At 45.2% G+C, this 19526-nt stretch carries 17 protein-coding genes; 6 read left to right on the top strand and 11 right to left on the bottom strand.

Features of this window, described 5'->3' with window-relative positions; genetic code table 11:
- Nucleotides 1-27: 27 nt before the first annotated feature.
- A complete protein-coding gene (gcvP, locus tag ACMXYR_RS05085; RefSeq protein ID WP_415903170.1) occupies nucleotides 28-2928 on the bottom strand; it encodes an aminomethyl-transferring glycine dehydrogenase in 2901 nt (966 codons plus the stop codon).
- A gap of 267 nt (nucleotides 2929-3195) precedes the next feature.
- On the opposite strand from gcvP, the gene ACMXYR_RS05090 reads away from it, so the two are divergent.
- Nucleotides 3196-5025 (top strand): EAL domain-containing protein, encoded by a 1830-nt coding sequence (locus tag ACMXYR_RS05090; protein WP_415903171.1) that lies wholly within the window; start codon nucleotides 3196-3198, stop codon nucleotides 5023-5025.
- A 94-nt stretch (nucleotides 5026-5119) separates the two neighbouring features.
- Here ACMXYR_RS05090 and ACMXYR_RS05095 read toward each other — a convergent pair whose 3' ends face one another.
- The 10 genes from ACMXYR_RS05095 to ACMXYR_RS05140 all read right to left on the bottom strand — a co-directional run bounded on the left by ACMXYR_RS05095 (nucleotide 5120) and on the right by ACMXYR_RS05140 (nucleotide 13698).
- Complete coding sequence (locus ACMXYR_RS05095) at nucleotides 5120-6214, bottom strand: lipid A deacylase LpxR family protein (protein ID WP_415903172.1); 1095 nt, start codon at nucleotides 6212-6214, stop codon at nucleotides 5120-5122.
- 85 nt (nucleotides 6215-6299) lie between these two features.
- Complete coding sequence (locus tag ACMXYR_RS05100; protein WP_415903173.1) at nucleotides 6300-6638, bottom strand: YdbL family protein; 339 nt, start codon at nucleotides 6636-6638, stop codon at nucleotides 6300-6302.
- A gap of 12 nt (nucleotides 6639-6650) precedes the next feature.
- Nucleotides 6651-6851, bottom strand: coding sequence for a YnbE family lipoprotein (locus ACMXYR_RS05105; protein WP_415881781.1), 201 nt, complete (start codon nucleotides 6849-6851; stop codon nucleotides 6651-6653).
- Nucleotides 6852-6882: 31 nt separating this feature from the next.
- Entirely contained in the window at nucleotides 6883-9219 is a 2337-nt protein-coding gene (locus ACMXYR_RS05110) for a YdbH domain-containing protein (protein ID WP_415903174.1), read from the bottom strand.
- A 30-nt stretch (nucleotides 9220-9249) separates the two neighbouring features.
- A complete protein-coding gene (locus tag ACMXYR_RS05115; protein ID WP_415903175.1) occupies nucleotides 9250-9648 on the bottom strand; it encodes a hypothetical protein in 399 nt (132 codons plus the stop codon).
- Complete coding sequence (locus ACMXYR_RS05120; RefSeq protein ID WP_415881778.1) at nucleotides 9648-10286, bottom strand: O-methyltransferase; 639 nt, start codon at nucleotides 10284-10286, stop codon at nucleotides 9648-9650. The genes ACMXYR_RS05115 and ACMXYR_RS05120 overlap by 1 nt, the downstream gene beginning before the upstream one ends.
- Before the next feature lie 166 nt (nucleotides 10287-10452).
- Nucleotides 10453-11616, bottom strand: coding sequence for a glutathionylspermidine synthase family protein (locus ACMXYR_RS05125; protein ID WP_415903176.1), 1164 nt, complete (start codon nucleotides 11614-11616; stop codon nucleotides 10453-10455).
- A gap of 7 nt (nucleotides 11617-11623) precedes the next feature.
- Nucleotides 11624-12217, bottom strand: a complete 594-nt coding sequence (locus tag ACMXYR_RS05130) for a DUF1190 domain-containing protein (protein ID WP_415903177.1) — start codon at nucleotides 12215-12217, stop codon at nucleotides 11624-11626.
- 13 nt (nucleotides 12218-12230) lie between these two features.
- Nucleotides 12231-12632, bottom strand: a complete 402-nt coding sequence (locus tag ACMXYR_RS05135) for a DUF350 domain-containing protein (RefSeq protein WP_415887521.1) — start codon at nucleotides 12630-12632, stop codon at nucleotides 12231-12233.
- Nucleotides 12633-12648: 16 nt separating this feature from the next.
- Complete coding sequence (locus tag ACMXYR_RS05140; protein ID WP_415896589.1) at nucleotides 12649-13698, bottom strand: ion channel; 1050 nt, start codon at nucleotides 13696-13698, stop codon at nucleotides 12649-12651.
- Nucleotides 13699-13877: 179 nt separating this feature from the next.
- Between ACMXYR_RS05140 and ACMXYR_RS05145 the strand changes: the two genes are divergently transcribed.
- The 5 genes from ACMXYR_RS05145 to ftsZ all read left to right on the top strand — a co-directional run bounded on the left by ACMXYR_RS05145 (nucleotide 13878) and on the right by ftsZ (nucleotide 19523).
- Nucleotides 13878-14237, top strand: a complete 360-nt coding sequence (locus ACMXYR_RS05145) for a hypothetical protein (RefSeq protein ID WP_415895809.1) — start codon at nucleotides 13878-13880, stop codon at nucleotides 14235-14237.
- Between the two features lie 6 nt (nucleotides 14238-14243).
- Entirely contained in the window at nucleotides 14244-15686 is a 1443-nt protein-coding gene (gene rmuC, locus ACMXYR_RS05150) for a DNA recombination protein RmuC (RefSeq protein WP_415903178.1), read from the top strand.
- Between the two features lie 18 nt (nucleotides 15687-15704).
- The gene (locus tag ACMXYR_RS05155; RefSeq protein WP_415903179.1) at nucleotides 15705-16325 is read left to right on the top strand and encodes a gamma-glutamylcyclotransferase; all 621 of its coding nucleotides are present in this window, start codon (nucleotides 15705-15707) and stop codon (nucleotides 16323-16325) included.
- A 654-nt stretch (nucleotides 16326-16979) separates the two neighbouring features.
- Nucleotides 16980-18221 (top strand): cell division protein FtsA, encoded by a 1242-nt coding sequence (gene ftsA, locus ACMXYR_RS05160; protein WP_415903180.1) that lies wholly within the window; start codon nucleotides 16980-16982, stop codon nucleotides 18219-18221.
- Nucleotides 18222-18302: 81 nt separating this feature from the next.
- Nucleotides 18303-19523: a cell division protein FtsZ gene (gene ftsZ, locus ACMXYR_RS05165; protein WP_415887527.1), complete on the top strand. Its 1221-nt coding sequence runs from the start codon at nucleotides 18303-18305 to the stop codon at nucleotides 19521-19523.
- Nucleotides 19524-19526: the final 3 nt, after the last annotated feature.

Consider the following 19526-nt stretch of genomic DNA (forward strand, 5'->3'; position numbering starts at 1 on the left):
ATTTTTAGTTTTAGGCTGCTTCGCTAATCACTCAGCGTAATCTTCAACCGGAATACAAGAACAGAATAGGTTACGGTCGCCGTATACGTTATCGATACGGTTAACCGTTGGCCAGATCTTGCTGTCTTTCAGGTGATCAGCAGGGAAGGCTGCTGTTTCAAGTGAGTAAGGACGGTTCCACTCAGAATCGATAATGTCTGCCATAGTGTGTGGCGCATTACGTAGTGGGTTGTTTTCGCCGTCGATCTCGTTTGCTTCAACCTGACGAATCTCTTCGCGGATTGTGCTCATCGCTTCGATAAAGCGATCTAGCTCAGCTTTAGATTCAGATTCCGTTGGCTCGATCATCAATGTGCCTGCCACAGGGAAGGACATTGTTGGTGCGTGGAAGCCAAAGTCCATCAAACGCTTAGCTACGTCTTCTTCTGTGATGCCAGACGCTTCTTTAAGCGGGCGCATGTCGATGATGCACTCGTGTGCAACACGGCCGTTACGACCAGAGTAAAGAACAGGGAAGTCTTCGCCTAGTTTCTTAGCTAGGTAGTTAGCGTTTAGGATCGCGTTTTCAGTAGCAGCGCGAAGGCCTGTACCGCCCATGAGTGCGATGTAAACCCAAGAGATCGGTAGGATAGATGCGCTACCCCAAGGTGCAGCAGATACTGCGCCGTTCTCAGCTTTAGGGCCTTCGATCTGTTGTACGGGGTGGTTCGCCACAAATGGTGCCAAGTGTGCTTTAACACCGATAGGGCCCATACCTGGACCACCGCCACCGTGAGGGATACAGAATGTTTTGTGCAGGTTCATGTGCGATACGTCTGCACCGATCTCTGCTGGCTGGCTGATCGCTACCTGAGCATTCAGGTTGGCGCCGTCCATGTAAACCTGACCACCGTTATCGTGAACGATCTGGCAGATCTCGCGGATATCTTCCTCATATACACCGTGTGTAGATGGGTAGGTGATCATCAAACAAGATAGGTCATCTTTGTGCTGTTCTGCTTTAGCGCGCAGGTCAGCAACATCTACGTTACCGTTTTCATCGCATGCGGTTAGTACCACTTTCATATCAGCCAGTGCCGCTGATGCTGGGTTAGTACCGTGTGCAGATGTTGGAATTAGGCAGATATTACGGTGCGCTTCACCGTTTGACTGGTGGTAGTTACGGATCGCCAATAGGCCCGCGTACTCACCTTGTGCGCCAGAGTTTGGCTGCATGCAGATCGCATCAAAACCAGTGATCTCTTTTAGTTGATCTTCTAGCTCAGTGATTAGCTGCTTGTAACCTTGTGCTTGATCCATTGGTGCGAACGGGTGGATCTGACCAAATTCAGGCCATGTCACTGGGATCATCTCAGCAGTAGCGTTTAGCTTCATCGTACAAGAGCCAAGCGCGATCATGCTGTGAGCAAGGGAGATATCTTTGTTTTCCAGCTTCTTAAGGTAGCGAAGCATCTCTGTTTCGCTGTGGTAGCTGTTGAATACTGGGTGCTGAAGAATCTCAGATTCACGCACTAGTGCAGCATCAAATGATGTTTCACCAGAAGCGGAGATTTCTGCATCGATGCTGTCTAGATCAAGACCGTGACCTGCACCTAGGATGCAATCCCAAAGGGTGTTGATGATGTCACGGTTAGTGCATTCATCACAAGTCATGCCAAGCTTGTTGTCGCTAATCTTACGTAGGTTGATACCTGCATCTAGTGCTGCCTGGTAAACCTCTTCAGCGTTATCTAGCTGAATAGATAGAGTATCGAACCAGCTGTTGTTTAGTAGCTGAACGCCTTTCGCTTGTAGGCCTTTCGCAAGAATCGTTGTTAGACGGTTGATGCGGCTAGCGATGGTTTTTAGACCTTGTGGGCCGTGGTAAACCGCGTAGAAGCCTGCCATGTTGGCAAGTAGAACCTGAGCAGTACAGATGTTAGATGTCGCTTTCTCACGACGGATATGCTGCTCACGTGTTTGCATCGCCATACGCAGTGCTTTGTTACCGCGTGTATCAACAGAAACACCAATGATACGGCCAGGAACAGAACGCTTGTATGCATCACGTGTTGCAAAGAATGCAGCGTGTGGACCACCGTAACCCATTGGCACACCAAAGCGCTGAGCAGAACCGAATACAACGTCAGCACCTAGCTCGCCTGGTGATTTCAGCATGATCAAGCTCATGATGTCTGCCGCTGCACAGAATAGGGCTTTTTTGCTGTGAACTTTTTCGATTAGCTCAGCGTAGTCGTTTACATCACCGTAAGTACCTGGGTACTGAGCTAGTACACCGAATACTTCGTGCTGATCGATCAACTCGCTTACGTCACCAACGATGACTTCGTAACCTAAAGGCTCAGCACGTGTTTCAATAACGCTGATGCTCTGTGGGTGAACATTGCTATCGATTAGGAATGTGTTGGCTTTCTTCGCTTTAGACATACGCTTACATAGCGTCATCGCTTCAGCGGCAGCAGTTGCTTCATCCAGTAGGGAAGCGTTGGCAAGGTCTAGGCCTGTTAGGTCTAGCACCATTGTTTGGAAGTTAAGGATCGCTTCCAAACGGCCTTGAGAAACTTCTGGCTGGTATGGCGTGTACGCCGTGTACCAACCTGGATTTTCCAATACGTTACGTAGGATAACGTTTGGTACGATCGTGTCGGTATAACCCATACCGATCATCGATGTGTTTACTTTGTTCTTTTGCGCAACAGATTTTAGGTACGCAAGTACCTCATCTTCAGAGCGGCTTTCTGGTAGGCCAATCGGTGACTTGAGCATAATAGACTCAGGTACGGTTTGGCTGATCAACTGATCCATATCAGTTACATCAAGCTCGGCAAGCATCGCTTGTTGCTCGGCTGCGGAAGGTCCAATGTGACGCGCTATAAAGGCATCTTTTTGCTCCAAAACGGAAAGCGGAGCCTGATTCTGTGTCGGCATTTTTAACTTACCTGTGATCAGTTGATTATGGTGTGCTCAAAAAGTGGCTAATGATACCCGTTTTTTGCTCATTTTGTGATAGAAAATAGACAAAAGTTTATTTTAGGAAACCTTGTTTTCATATATGCACGTTTAATACTCTCAACATTGATCTGAGTAATTCTCATCAATTCACTTGGTTATGTATGATCCTCATCTATTATTGTAAGTAGCACTGATATTTTTTAGATATAGATCAGTTAGTTACTTTCACTGTAGGGAAGGGGCATGCCAGCGGTAGAAAAGTTAATTAGTCTGCATAAGTCGTTATTAGTACTGAGTCATGGGGAAGGGTTTATTGAATACCCTAGGATTTCAAAGCTAAAACATATTATTCAGTCTTGTGCAGAGCAATTGAATGTTTCTAGGGTGAGCATTTGGAAGTTGGATCCTGATGCTAAGCGGATTGTCTGCGAAGTTCTGTATCTGCATGAAACGGATCAATATTATCAAGGTGCTGCTTTATACCGTGAAGATTTTCCTCGATACTTCAGAGCCATCGCGGAAGATCGCTTAATCAATGCTGATAATGCGATCACCGATTCTCGTACCAAAGAGTTTGCTGATACCTATCTTATTCCTAATGACATCTGCTCGATGCTAGATGCTCCGATTTTTTCCTCAGGAAAACTACAGGGTGTAATCTGCCTTGAGCAGGTGGGAGATCAGCGTGTTTGGGATATGGCGGAGATGTCGTATGTAGCATCGCTTGCTGATCATATCTCGATGATTAATGAACATGAGTTGTGGTTGAGGGACCGTGCCCAACTTGAGTTTCTGGAGCAATATGATCCGTTAACTGGATTAGAAAAGCGTAATCAGTTTCAAAAGCGCTTGGACTTTAATCAGCATGAGGCTGGGGAAATTGAAAATCCAAGTGCGCTGCTTTTGATCGGACTTGATTCGTTTGCCTCTATCAATGACCAATATGGCCATACAGTAGCTGATCATCTTCTCGTGGCGTTTGCTAGACGCTTGGAAAAACTAACTCGTCAGATCGATTGCCGTTTGGCACGGGTAGGCGGGGATACCTTTGCGGTATGGATTCCTAATCTTGAAAAGACTGAGCAATTAAATTCGCTTACTCATCAATTAAAACTGATTAGTCGTACACCGCTGAAAATCTGTAATGAAGAGTTTGTCAATGTCAGTAGCAGTACGGGGGTAGTTATTTACCCGATAGAGGGTGAACCTGTCTCCAGCCCTATGCGTTGTGCTGAACTTGCAATGCGGCGAGCCAAAGAGAGCACACGAGGTGGCGTACAGTATTTTGCTAAAGACTGGTTGGTACAGTTACAAAGTAAGCGTTCATTCGAAAATGAGCTGGTCGAGGCAATAGAACAAGCTCGGCTCGTACCTTTCTATCAACCTGTATTTTGTGCAGAAAAAGAAACCATCGTGGGGTTAGAGGCATTAGTGCGTTGGCCTCATCCTGATAAAGGCAATATACCCCCCGGCGAATTCCTACCGATTGCTCGGAAACTGGGTTTAATGGAACGTTTAGGTAGTTTGATGTTGAAGAAAGCCTGTGAAGATCTGGTTAAATTTGAGCAGGAAGGAAAATCAGTCGGTTGGGTTTCTGTGAATATCGCCGCTGAGCAGCTACATAACGCCGCGCTTTCCGAAGAGATTGCCTCTTTGCTGCAGGAGCACGATCTACCTGCCTGCAAAATCGAGTTGGAAATTGTTGAGGAACTGATCGGTCAGGACTCTGCTTTTGTTCGTTCTCAATTAGAGGCGTTATCTAGCCTTGGTATTCGCATGGCTATTGATGATTTTGGCACGGGCTATTCATCTCTTTCGCGCCTAAAGCATATGCCAGTTACTAAATTGAAAATCGATAAATCGTTTGTAGATGGCTTACCTGATGCCGACAATGACCGCTGCATAGCTAACTCGATTGTGGGTTTGGCTAAAGGCCTGCAGATGGAATTAGTCGCGGAAGGGGTGGAGATGCTTGAACAGGCCGATTACCTAAAACAGATGGGGTGTGAGTATCTTCAAGGGTTTTACTTTGCTAAGCCTATGCCTAAAGATGAGATCCTGAAGCTGTTGTAACGAGCTTTGTCCCTGAATTATAAAATGCAAAAAGGCTCTGTTTGGAGCCTTTTTATTATCTGTGTTTTGATGAGTCTGTTTAAGAGGCTATGGCTTATAGGCTATAAGAGTAACTTAGGCTGAGCGAGCCAAAGGAGTGACCGTTAGGTTGGCCTTTAAACTCTTTACTGCGATGGACTTTGGCAAACGACAGTTTCCAACCTTTATATAACGCTGCGACTCCAACTGCAGTTTCCCCAACAAGAGGTTCTTTATCGACAGAGTGGCTACTTCTAAAGGTATTACCATCAAGGAAGATATCTCTTAACACCCAGCGGCCATCCATAGAGACAAATGCGTGAACACCCAGATTGTTATCGCGACTACCACGCTGGTATCGTCCATCGCCTAAACCTGGGGCGCTATTATCGCCCCCACTGCGTAGCGCTGATGTGCCAAAGTCTTGGGGGAGATTCCAACCGACACGTACTTCTGCACCGGCATTGAGGTAGGTCGCGATATTACCGAGACTACCGCCACCATGAAGGATGGTGTCGTACTCAAATAGAGGCGAAATTGGCCCTTCTAAAAAGCGGTGTTTATGTTCGTAAACAAGCTGAATGCCAGGCTCATTTTTAAGCTGATTATCCCAGCCATTAAACTTTTTAAACCCTCGCAGATCATGAATAAAGTCTTGAGCTTCTTCTCCTAAAGCCCATGGGCCGACAATACCGATATTTAGCTCTGCTGTATTCATCGAGCGACGGGTACGGCTATGGTAAGACAGCCCTCCGTAGAGCCATGCAGCGTAGGGGCGATCATTGGGATCGAGGGTAAAGCGTTCGAGATCTTCAGGGGTGTAGATTTGCTGTCCTAAGCTGACTACAACATTACGTTGTATCGGCTCGCCAGTTGGATTGGGTGGATCGAACCTTGGTAAATAGGGGGCAACTTTGCCTACCCACTCAGGTAGGTTGGGATCGTCCAGATGATTACTCACATTGGGGGATACCCAAGAAGCCTTAATGCCGTTGGTGTAGTTTTGGTCTGTTTCGGAAAACAGATCATTTTCAAAATAAAGATTGAGCGTCCATGGATTAGACTCATTAGCGCCATTGGCTAAAGAGGCGATGGTGTCAGCTGATGCGGTGCCTGTACTGAGTAGGGTAGCGGCTAACGCTGCAATCAGTTTTGGGCTATGGGCTGACATTCGAACGTCCCTTTCTTTGTTGCGAGTGGTATTTGGATAAAATTAGCCGAATAGGGCGCGCGCCCCATCGGCTATATGTTTACGATTACTTCTTACGCCACTTGCCGTTTTGTAGCTGGATAAATTGCCCTGCAGGTGTGCGTTCTTGAAGGCGTTGACCCATACGTAGTTCAAACACTGCGCGCTCTACACCTGCTTTTTTAGAGCCTTTGTCATAAGCAGCACGGCGTTTTTCATTAATGCCAGCAACCAAAGATTTGAGATCGCCTGTAGGCTTAGACGTTACTATGCCTAGATAGCCGTTGGTACGCTCACCGATTAGACCTTGAGCTTTAGCATCGTCTTTAGAGATAGCCCAAACAGGTGTTGCAATGATTGATAGCGCTAGGGCTATCATGCTGAATAGAGTTCGAAACTGTTTCATCATCATACCCCTTTAAAAAATATCGCTGTTTTCTGTGAGCAGTTCATCAATTTCCCTATCAACCTTGACCAGAATCTCGTGCTCAATTTTAACATTGAGGTTAATGGTAATAGGTTCGCTAGGTACCGCGACTTCCACGCGGGGTGAACAACCGCTCACACCAGCCAACGCAATTGCTAACGCAAAAGGTGGGAGTAAATGGGTTAATTTCATGGTTGTTCCTCAAATTTGGTTTCAATCTGCGTTAACGGTAACGCTTCTCGATAGTCTTCGTCAATTTATCTGCAAACTGTAATGTTTTGATTAACTTAGGAATATTCTCTTCCACATTAATCGTGAAATCTACCGGGTGGCCATTTTGCCAATCTGGATTGCTACCCTTTAAGCGAGTTTCTAATAAGGCCGTACCATCCTCTGAATAGTTAAGCCCTATATCTAGCTCTTCATAATGAAAATTCTGAAGTGCTTCAATCGCCATCTTTAAGCCAATATTGGCCGCTGCATAGGCTTGTACTGCTGGGGTCGGCTCAAACAATATTTTGCCTCCAGGCGCTAAGCCTTTGATAACACCATCTGTAATGGTGAAAGCGTTATCTTTGTAAGCTAGAGGGAAACTGCCCTCTAATTTACCTTCACCGGATAACCCTTGCTGCCTTTCCAAAGCCATCACCGCGCCAAGGTCGATATTGTCCACCTTAACCTGACTGGTGATATCGGGTTTGCTTGGATTGAACTCGAAATCTGAGAGGCTAATTAAACCCTCAAAAAGTTCAGCCTGCATACCCTTCAGTTTAAGCAGGTCACCGCTTTTTCGCTGCTGGTACTGATAACTTGTTTGCACATTTTTGATTTCAACTCCTGTTGTAACCCGACCCAGCTTAATGCTGCCTGTATCGCGTAACTTACCTGAGGTGGAAAGTCGGGAGGTTGAATCTAAATTGAGCCCTTCAATTAAGGTTTCATCCCAGCTTAGATCTGTAGCTCTAATGCTGTTGCTGACTCGTGCTGAGAACTTGCCGTTCTTTAAGTTACCGCTTCCTTTATGGAAAAGTGTGCCTTTAAGCACGCTTAGCTCTTTCGGAATAGGGACGTAGGCTTCTAGTGAGCGATCAATCCCTTTGAGGCTGATAGGTTGTACGGACCAATTTAGCTGAGTGTTGCCGTTACTTAAGGTGGTATTTGCACGGCCTTTCAGATCTAGCTTTATAGGAGCGTTGCTGGATACCTGATAGCGATTGCTTAACTGATCTTTATCCCATGTGAATTTAGAACTCAGTTTCAATTGTGGAAATTGGGTTTTCCCTTGGCTCAGGTTTAGCTGAGTGATAGTAATCGAACCGGAAATATTAGACTTAGCCAGATCAATGGAGTCGAGGCTTAGTTTAGAACGTATTGGTGAAACATTTATTCCCTCTAGCGCAATCGCACCGGCTTCAATATCTAAATGTAGAGGTGATACATCTGGTATCAAAGCACCATCTAAAAGCAGTTGGCCTATATTGGCTTTGATCGCGAGTGGCTTTTGTAAGGTCGCTTTCAGGTTTTGTATCGGTTCTTTTAAGCTCGGGGGTTTTAGCTCGGGGACTTGTATATTGGTGTCGGAGTTAAGCGTGATCTCAGCTTCTTTTAGTGAAAATTTAAGTGCACCTTCTAATTCGGCAGAGGCTTTTTCTAGAGACGGAATTGGGTTAAACGCGGTTATCTTGCCCTTACCGGTTTGATCGATCTGGATACTTTTTAACAGTTCATCTGGCGAGAAACGGGTTTGTAGCGGGAAGTGAATTTTTCCCTGAAGTTTGACCGTGCCTTCTAGCTTAGGAATCGGTAGGTTGTGCAATTCGAGTTTTTGTCGCCAGCTCTGTAAACCCGCCAGTTGGATCTCTTGCGCGGATGTTAAGGTCAGTTTGTCATCAAACGAGAGATCGCCTGCAATATTAAAGAACGGCTCCTCATCCTCTAACAACCGAAACGTAAATTGATTTTGCTTGTTCAGATTCAGGTCGCCCCAACCAAAATCCTTCTCGTCTCTTAAGGCTTTAACGCGGCTATACAGTTTGTCGTCTTCAAACAGTAGTGCGCCGATAAACTGCCAATCGCTCTGGTTTTCTGGGTAATCCAATCGAAGAGTGACTTGTCCAATCCGAATTGCATCAATGGGGATCTGATTAAACCAAACCGAGGGTAGCGCTTGGCCTAGATCTACCACTTCATTATTACTCTCACTGCTCTGTTCGGTGGTGTAGGTGATTTTTATATCTGAGCGCGGCATTGATAGAAGTTTGAGGCGCTGTTCTTGCCAGAGAGTGTAAGGGTTAAATTGCAGTGTTATATCGCTGGATTGATAACTGATGATCTGAGTAGGGGTGTGCTTTTCTAGTTTTACATTAGCGATATGCAGCTCGTTCCAGCTAGGTGTTTGCATATCCAGTTCAACAGCGGAGAAGTCATTTTGCTCCAACCAATATTGCAGGCTTTTATGTGCAATAACTGGGGAGAAAAAGTATGCGGCTAAAGGCAGGGCTATTACAAAAGTGAAAGTTAAAAGGAGGCACGCCCATAGTATTTTATGACCTCTGCGCATACTGCCTCCCTTAAACGTACAACGGTGCTGTTAATCCAGTTCTATATCGTACAAGCGTTCTACGGCATCTTTGAGGTGGAAAATCAGTTCGCCATATTGATCAGTATCGTTCTCAATATCGATATCGCCTAATCGATCGGCAGTTTCTTCTAGAGATTCGCCGCGATTATCGACGCCATGATCCGCTAGCAACCAATACATCAGACCGTAAATTTCAGCAACAGTTTCTACTTGGTCTAAATCTTCGATAATGGCATTACGCACTTGTTGCAATGCAGCCATTAAAGGCGCTTTTTCATCGGTATCGAGATAAAGCTTTAGCACCGAATCTGCAGATTCGATTGTATAGCTTTCCTCAGGTGCAGCTTCATTGCTGTTAAGCGCTACCTGAGGCGCGTCTGAATTAATCGCGCTGATTAGGTGTCGCATTAACGTAGTTTCCGTACCACATTCATACCGTCGCGAACGGTTAGGAATAGGTTTTCTACATTTGGATCTGCAGCGATCTCTTTGTTTAGATCGACTAACACGTCATCAATGTCAGATTCTGGCTGTAGTACTTTGCCAGACCACAACATGTTATCCAGAATGATCAGGCCGCCTGGGCGCGTCATTTCTAGAACCTTGTGGTAGTAGTTTAGGTAGTTGCGCTTATCGGCATCGATGAATGTGAAGTCTAACTCCATATCCAGTGTTTCGATGGTTTCAATCGCTTTACCGAAGATTACTTCGATCTTGTGGCCATGAGGGCTGCGATCAAAGAATGTTTTGGCAAAGTCGATTGCGCGAGGGTTCGTTTCGCAGCAGATGATCTTGCCATCTTCTGGCATGCCTTCTGCTATGGATAAAGCAGAATAGCCAGTGAACATACCAATCTCTAGTACGTTCTTTGGTTGGTGCAACTGAGCAAGAAGTTTTAGCGTTCTGCCAACTAAACGGCCAGATAGCTTTTGCGGCCAGCCCATGTTTTTGTTGGTTTCATCGATCAGCTCTTGCAGCAATTCAGGCTCAGCTGTAGTGCTTTGAAAGGCATAATCTTCAATTGCTTCGTTAACCAAAAATTCCACTTAAATCTTCTCTAATCTAGGTTCGACGGCGTTAGTTTAACGTTGTCGAGGGTGATAAAAGTCATGACCCAATCTGAAAAAAACAGCTTTTATTGGGCGTTATCTAAATATTGCCGCGCATAATACCATTTTCTAGCCTGATTGCGTTACGACTGACTCATCGCTATCAAAGGATGATATGCGGTAAAAAGCGGGAAAGATCTTGTGTGATCGGGTGTTTATCTTCTCTTAGAGAAATACCGGCGGGTTGATCGCCTATTAGCCAGCTGCCGATCAGCGTGTGATTGTCACCAAATTTAGGCAGAGGGTGACAAGCCTGAACGATGTATCCCTCTTCACCGTAAGGCCCTTCGGCCTTCGCTATTACTTCGCCTTGATTAACGATGCTGATATTGGCGCCTTCGCGAGAGAAGATCGGCTTGCGGACATAATGCGTAAGTTCTGCAGCACGGGGATCATCTTCAAAATAAGCAGGTAGTAGGTTAGGGTGATTTGGAAAGAGTTCCCACAATAAAGGCAGTAGTGCTTTGTTGGAGACTAAGCTTTTCCAGATCGGCTCTAGAAAGGTGGTACCGCTTTGAGCAATGTATTCGCCGTACTCTTCCCGTTGCATAAACTCCCAAGGGTAGAGTTTGAATAGCCAGTTGATCGGTTTACCTAGCTGATCGACAAAGCGCTGATCTTCATTGATGCCGATATCTTCAACATAGATGAAGTCGTTTAGTAGGCCGGCTTGTTGGGCGCAATCTTGCAGATATTGCACAGTGCCACGATCTTCGATCGTGTCTTTGCAACTTGCTAGGTGCAGTAAGCGAGAAGGCTGGCGAACTTTGAGTGCTTTGAAGCGCTCGATCAGTCGCTCTTGCAACGAGTTAAATTGATCGGCATTTTGAGACAGCTTACCGCGATCCACCTGTTGCTGAAGCCATACCCATTGCCAGAATCCCGTTTCATAAAGGCTGGTGGGTGTGTCGGCATTGTTCTCTAAGAATTTGGCAGGGCTTTTACCGTCATAACAAAGATCGATGCGGCTATAGAGGCTATCTTCGCGGGCAAACCAAGAGCGCGCAATCTCATCCCAAAAGGCTTCTGGGATTTGAAAGCGGCGCAGCAGTTCTTCATTACCTACCACATGCTCAACCACTGCCAGACACATCTGATGAATCTCAGCTGTCGGTGCTTCAATATCTTGTTCTATCTGTTCGAGAGAGAACTGATAGTAGGCAGATTCATCCCAATATGGCTCCCCATACATAGTATGAAAATGGAAGCCATATTGTTCAGCAGTTTCGCGCCAATCAGGACGTTCGGCGCAGGTGACTCTTAGCATCTACAGGTTAACCGCCGAAAGAGCGACTGGAGATGGTTTTACCAAAACCACCGCGCCCCATAACACGGGCACTACCTTTACTGCCTTTGAATGCTGAGGAGCTGACCTTAACTTTGTTCTTATGGTAATCACCAAACATGTAACCGGATGAGCTTACCCAACGGTGAAAAGCAGGGGTGCCTCTTCGGGTGCTATAGCCTAAGCCTCTAGGTCGATCAAAGTCGAGATCAAAATCTTCCTCGGTACGATGATTTTCACCCAACATAAAGCCTGCCATTAGCGGAATAAAGTAGGGGGAGTATTCAAAGCATTGGTGGTTACCAAAATCGTAAGCGCAGTTGCTCTCACTATTATATCTAGGTGCGGTGCGTTTCCAATCTGCTAGGGCTTTTTGATAGGCGCTTTCACATCTATCGTCATAGCCTGGGTTATCCAGTTCACATGCAGTGACCGATCTATAGATGTAGCCATCTTCGGAATCACAGCCGGATAATAAAGCAGCACCTGTAGCGACAGCTGATAGACGTAGTCCGTTTTTCAGCCATTTAGCATCAAATGCAAAATCACTTTTTTGCAGATGGTTGATTTTTGTACGTTTCATCCCTGATGCCTCCTTAGTAGGTCATAGAGGCAGCATTAAGGATACCGATAGCAATAGATACCGCACCCAGCACGATACCGGCAGGTGTTTCTCCATCTTGGATGCGTTGGGTGATTTTCGGCATAAACAAACGTACAACTAGATAAGCGATTAACTGAGCGACAAGCGCTACCACAGCCCATACAGCAAAATCGATTAAAGATACGGAGTTACTGATAGCGCTAGCTAGGGCAATGGTGAAACCAATTGTTGCACCGGAAAGCGCGCAGGCTGCAGCCATGTTTTTTTCTTTAACCAGTGCCCAATCGTCATAAGGAGTTAGGAAGGTATAGATGACTTTGAATAGTAGTAGGGCAACCAGTGAAAGGCCGAAATAGATAGCAAAGTTGATTAGCCCGATAAATAGAGCGTCCATGCGAGACTCCTAAAAATTATGAAAGTTGGGTAATTGCAGCCCAGTCCAAAGCTTTTAAACGGGACTGTGCAATGTAATAAATAGTGCAGCCTGATCTAACGCGTTTATCGAGTGAAGGGTTTACTTCAGGTTTACCGTCGTTATCGAGATCAACAGCGATTAGAGTCGCGCCATAATTTTCTTTTAATGGCACGTATAGATCACGTACAGACATCTCAGGCAAACCTTCAGGTACGACAACAGAAAACTGGGTCATACCTGTAGTTGTGTTGAGAAGTTCGTGATGCAAAATACTGGAGCCTGGGTCCATCGCTGATTTTACTAACATCTCTGTAGATACAGATGGCGTGCACTCTATGGTAGGGCAGTGCTGTTTAAGCAGATTGCTCAAGCTTTCATCCCTAAAGTAGGTGATGATGTGTGCTTGAGGATTGCGATTGTAAATATTTAAAGCCGCGCTGAGTGTCTGATCATCATGTGCACAATCGATGATGATTGTTGAGGCATCTTCAATATTTGCACGATTTAAGCCTTCATCATCGTTTAGTGAAACGGTACGAACAAATTCGATATGGCCCGGCATCGGGTTTTCCATCTCATCAGCGACACACAAACAGATCTCTCGATTAAGGTTGTTCTTAGCTTCTGTCTGGAGAAGTTTAAGAAGAGGCAGGGTACGAACTTCGTTCCAGCCAACGACGACGATATGATTTGAGAGGTTGAGTTCTTTAAGACCCATAACACCTTTTCTCCACTGAAAAGCACTGAATGCAGCAAACTTACCGACGACGAGTGCAAATAGACCAAGACCGAAAGGAATAATATAGAAAGCGACTAATGCTTTGCCTGTTGCTGTTTCGGGAGATAGATCTCCGTAGCCCACAGTCGAAGCCGTTACGATTAACCAGTAGATATAGTCCGAGCCGGTGAGGTTGGATTCACCCGCCCATTCCAAAAGCAACCAGCTACTTAGGCCATATAATAGAAGCAGCGCCAATACAGCCTGCCATTTCATGTTCTTGAAATGACGGTTGAGCAGTTTGCGTAAGCTTTTGAAAACCTGCATTAAAAATCCGTGTACATGGAATTGAGGCGGGATTTTAATCTCATCTAATAATAGATGCAAAAGGGAGCCGTTTCTTAACAGTGGGCCTGAAAAGCCTTACAATAGCCCGCCATGAGCGCCTGAAAAAGATCTGACATGGGCGTAGTTATTAAATGATCCGCAATGTTCTGGAGTTTAGTGTGCCTAGTATCGATCCTCTTATCATTTTTCTAGTCTCAGGTGTGTTCTCTATGTCTGGTGCGTTAAGCGCTGGTGCTATCAATAAACTACCTGAAGAGGATAAGCCTGAATTCGCGCATAAACGTAACGGTTTGATGACGATCGTTATGGCGGGTAACCTTGCTGCTGTCGCATTGCTGTTCTCTATGGCGTACGGTTTCAGCAACCTAGACTGGTGGATCCCACTGCTATGTATGTTTATCACTTTCCCAGTGGTTCATTTAGTTATTCTTCAGCCGATGCTGGGTGAGTTGAAAACGCTGTTTATGTCATCGATTATTTCTGCGGTTTCCCTAGTCGTTTTATATCTCTATTGGTAATTTTCTATGCCTGAGCTGCTAGCTTCATTTGATCTGAATAGTTTGCTGCTAGGCGTATTGATTACAGGATGCCTGTTCTTCTTTATGTACAGGCATCTGACTTCCCAAAAAGAAGACCTCTTACAGCAGGTTGCTGAAAGCGAGACCACAATAATCTCGTTAAAAGCTAAACTCGAAACTGAGTTGGCTGCACAGCAATCTGCCTATCATGAAGTATCTATCCAAAAAGCACGTATCGAAGAGCGCTTACATGCGTTAGAACCAAGACTACGTGACACGCTTACAGAAAAGCATCAGCTTGATAAACGCTTGGAGCAAACCAAGTTTGAGTTGGCTGATCGTAATGAAGTGATTGCGGATCTTGAAGCGAGGTATGAGGCGACTCAAGAAGCGCATTCTGAAAAGCTTCAAGTGTTAGAGCAAGCTCGCCAACAGTTAAAGCAAGAGTTCCAGAATCTAGCTAATCGTATTTTTGAAGAGAAAGCTCAACGATTCACTCAGAGTAATCAAGAAAATATGGGGCACCTGCTGACACCTCTGAAAGAGCAGTTAGGTGAGTTTAAGCGTCGTGTTGAAGATGTTTACGATAAAGAGTCCAAGGATCGTCGAGCTCTCTATGAGCAGATTTCTCATCTAAAACAGCTTAACCAGCAGATGAGTGAAGATGCGATCAATCTAACTCAAGCCCTGAAAGGCGAAAATAAAACTCAGGGTAACTGGGGCGAAGTTGTACTAGAGCGTGCCTTAGAGGAATCGGGTTTACGCAAAGGCTACGAGTTTGAGCTGCAGGTATCTGCATCTGTTCAAGGTAAACGCTACCAGCCTGATGCGGTGATTCATCTGCCGGATGGCAAAGATGTCATCGTCGACTCGAAGGTTTCTTTAACCGCTTACGAACAATACTGCTCAACTGAAGATAAAGATTTGCGTGAGCGCATGTTGCGTGAGCATTTGATCTCGATGCGAGGTCATATAAAAGGACTTAGCGATAAAGCTTACCAAGGATTAGAGGGTATTCACTCTCTCGATTTCGTTCTATTGTTTATTCCTGTGGAAGGCGCTTTCTTGTTGGCATTAGAGAAAGAACCTAATCTGTTTAAAGAAGCGTTTGATCGCAACATTATGTTGGTGAGTCCTGCGACATTGATGGTGACACTAAGAACTATCCACAATATCTGGCGTTACGAACATCAAAATCAAAATGCTCAAGAGATCGCCCGCAGAGGTGGTGAGCTGTACGACAAATTCGTTGGCTTTATTGACGCTCTGGATGAAGTAGGGCGTAACTTGCAAAGAACACAAGCTGCTTTTGATACCGCGAATAAGCGACTATCAACGGGGCGTGGTAATTTGGTGAGTCAGGTGACCATGCTGCAAAGCCTTGGTGCAGATGGCAAGAAGAAGCTTAATACTGAGCTTGTTGAGCGCGCTTTAGAATCTGATCAGTAATATTGATAGGGGAGCTATATGATAAGTATTGTTGGATATGGCTCTCTGTTATCTGAAACGTCAGCAAGGGAAACCATCCCTGGCCTCAGGAACTTCAGGATCGTAACCGTTCTCGGTTACAAACGTATCTTCAATAAAGTCGGTGTGGTGTTTATCAGTCGGCATAAGGCTGATCCTGACTCTTTACAGTTGGCCTCCTGCTCGACTTTACCTGCGCCCGGTTGTGAGATTATTTGCAGCCAGTTTGAATGTACTCAAGAAGAGTACGAAGCGCTGTTCGAACGTGAACATCGGTTTAATTGGGTGGAAGTAGAAACTTTTGCCGATGGTCAAAGCTCGACCGGGCTAATGTGCACAGGCTCAACTGATCAACACTACCGTTATAGTAAATGCCGGAACGAGCAAGAATATCATGAGCGTGTAGGGCAGTTTTATGCGGGTAACCTATGGCGAAACGATATTCTGCCATTCCCGCGTTATCTATCCTTCTGCTTGAAAGCGGCAGCGTCGCAGGGAGAGGCTGTTTTGAATAACTTTCTCGACAATAGCTACCTTGCAGATGGTGAAACTACCATTCGTACTTACTTAGATAACAGCGGTTCAAATTGGCGTGAAATCGATAGCGCCTATCATTACTAAAAAGCCTCTTTCTGAGCTATTTGCCCCTTTCTTAGTTGTATCCCCTTTATGCTCTCCAGGGCTCTCTGCAGAGTCCTGCTTTGAGCTTGTTTACTGGGTTTGAATATCCGTCTTATACCGTCAAGAAATCATTGCTTTTTAGAGACGAATTTGAGCGCGTTGAACAAAATTCATACAAGTTTGCACGATTTTATTGGTTATTTAATGAGCATTAATTAATAGGGAGATAATCAATATTTAATCTTGATGTATTTGTAAATGATCAAAATTAAATATTGAATTTATATGATTATTCAAGATTAAATTTTGATATTTTTATTATTAATCAATATTAATTTTTGATTTATAGCTAAATAATCAAAAATGAATTTTGATTTTTGTTGTTTTTTTAACCTATTGAAACGGTTGATTATATTTAAATCAATCAAATTTGATGCTGGAGTGAGTGAGCGTAGTTGTTTGAAATTTATAGGAAAAATTTTCTCAACAATTTCCAAGAGGTGCCGATAAGAAAAGATAGTGTTTTTTTACGAATTGATTTTACGGGCAAATAAACTTTCAGAATTTAAAAAAATTCATCGAAAAAAGGTTGGTTTGTTTTTAGTTATAAGTAAAATTAAGGTTGCTTGAAATAATATTGTTGGCGCTGAATATATGACTGCTCACTCTAATATGATCGTTGCGCTGGATATTGGGACTTCCAAGGTGGTTTGCCTTGTGGGAGAGATCAATATCGACGGCTCAATCGATATTGTTGGTATTGGTTCACATCCGTCTCGCGGCCTGAAGAAAGGCGTGGTCGTGAATATTGAATCAACAGTGAGTTCTATCCAGCGTGCAGTAGAAGAAGCTGAATTGATGGCAGGGTGCAAAGTTCATTCTGTAACAGCGGGTATCGCCGGTAGTCATATAAATAGCCTTAACTCTCACGGTATTGTGGCTGTTCGTGACCGTGAAGTAACAGATTACGATCTTGATCGCGTAATCGATGCTGCCCGTGCAGTAGCGATTCCAGCTGATCAGAAGATTCTGCATATCTTGCCGCAAGAATATGAAATCGATAATTCCGAAGGTATTCGTGAACCACTAGGAATGTCGGGCGTACGTTTAGAAGCCAAAGTTCACCTAGTTACAGGTTCGGTGAATGCTGCTCAGAATATCGAGAAGTGTGTACGCCGTTGTGGTTTAGAGGTTGATAACTTAGTGCTGGAGCAAGTTGCATCCAGTTACTCCGTTTTGACTGAAGATGAAAAAGAACTCGGCGTTTGTATGGTCGATATCGGTGGTGGTACTTCTGATATTTCGATCTTTACAGGTGGTGCGATTCGTCATACCGCTGTGATCCCTATTGCGGGTGATCAGGTGACTAATGACATCGCGATGGCTTTACGCACACCTATGCAGCACGCGGAAGAGATAAAGATTAAATATGCTTGTGCTCTAGCGCAGCTAGCAGGTCCTGATGAAACCATCATGGTGCCTGGTGTCGGTGATCGTCCAGCGCGCACATTGTCGCGTCAGGCGCTTGCTGAAGTTGTTGAGCCGCGTTATGAAGAGCTTTTCAATTTAGTGCAAGCAGAGTTGCGTCGCAGCGGTTTTGAAGACCTGGTTGCGGCGGGCATTGTGTTAACTGGCGGTACTTCCAAAATGGAAGGTGCGGTTGAGTTAGCAGAGGAAATTTTCCACATGCCGGTTCGTCTGGCATCACCGCATGGTGTTCGTGGAATGGAAGATATTTTAGGTAACCCAATTTTTGCAACAAGTATCGGGTTACTTCAGTACGCGCATGAAGATCAGGGCGGCGAGTCTGCACAACCTGAGGTTGCAGAGATCGAACTGGTCGAACAGGCAAGCGTACTAAGCAAGATGAAGACGTGGTTTCAGGGCAATTTCTGATCCCAGTCAAAGGCTAATCGGAATAGAAAATAACTAAGCGCTGTTCAATTATAAAAGCGCATAATCTGGAAGGAGATCGGTATGTTTGAGTTAGCGGATAGCATTCCTCAAAGCGCCGTAATTAAAGTTGTAGGTGTCGGCGGTGGCGGCGGTAACGCTGTTCAGCACATGGTTAGCTCTGCAGTTGATGGTGTTGAGTTCATCTGTGCAAACACTGATGCCCAAGCTTTGGATAACATGCATTCTAAAACAGTTATCCAGATCGGTGGCGAACTAACAAAAGGTCTTGGTGCGGGTGCAAACCCAGAAGTTGGCCGTCAGGCTGCACTTGAAGATCGTGAGCGTTTAGCTGAAATGCTAGATGGTGCGGACATGGTATTTATCACGGCTGGTATGGGCGGTGGTACAGGTACAGGTGCAGCGCCAATCGTAGCTGAAGTTGCGCGCAGCCTAGGTATTTTAACAGTTGCTGTAGTAACTAAGCCGTTTTCATTTGAAGGTCGTAAGCGCCTTAAAATTGCGGACGAAGGTATACAGGAACTGAAAGAGAATGTTGATTCTTTGATCATCATTCCTAATGAAAAGTTACTTCCAGTACTGGGTAAGAACACCAGTCTGATTAATGCTTTCAATACATGTAACGATGTATTGAAAGGCGCGGTGCAAGGTATCGCTGATCTGATTATCCGTCCGGGTATGATCAACGTCGACTTTGCGGATGTGCGCACCGTTATGTCTGAAATGGGCATGGCGATGATGGGTAGCGGTAGTGGCCGTGGCGAAGACCGTGCGACTGAAGCGACGGAAGCTGCGATTAATAGTCCTTTGCTAGAAGACGTAGACCTGAAGGGGGCGAGTGGTATTTTGGTAAATATCACCGCTGGTCTTGATCTGAGCTTAGGCGAGTTCTCGGAAGTGGGTAACATCGTTGAAGAGTATGCTTCCGAGAACGCCACTATCGTTGTAGGTACTGTTATTGATCCTGAGCTTACTGACGAGCTTACAGTGACAGTGGTTGCAACAGGCTTGGGGCGAGCTGAACAGCAGCATGTAGAAGTTGTTAACACAGGCACAGGTCGAGCGTCTGCTGTTGCAACGGCTGCGGGCGCTGCGTCTGATTTCGATCAGCTAGAGTTGCCGGCAGTAATGCGAACTGCTCGTGATTCCCAGCCAAGAGAACGTGCTCAACCAGTTGAGATTCACCGCGAAGTAGAATCTGAACAGCCAGTTATGCAAAAGACTGGTACTGACGACATGGAATTCCTAGACATTCCTGCATTCCTGCGTCGTCAAGCTGACTAATTA

It is taken from the genome of Neptuniibacter sp. QD29_5, from assembly GCF_047778125.1.
Classification (GTDB): Bacteria; Pseudomonadota; Gammaproteobacteria; order Pseudomonadales; family Balneatricaceae; genus Neptuniibacter.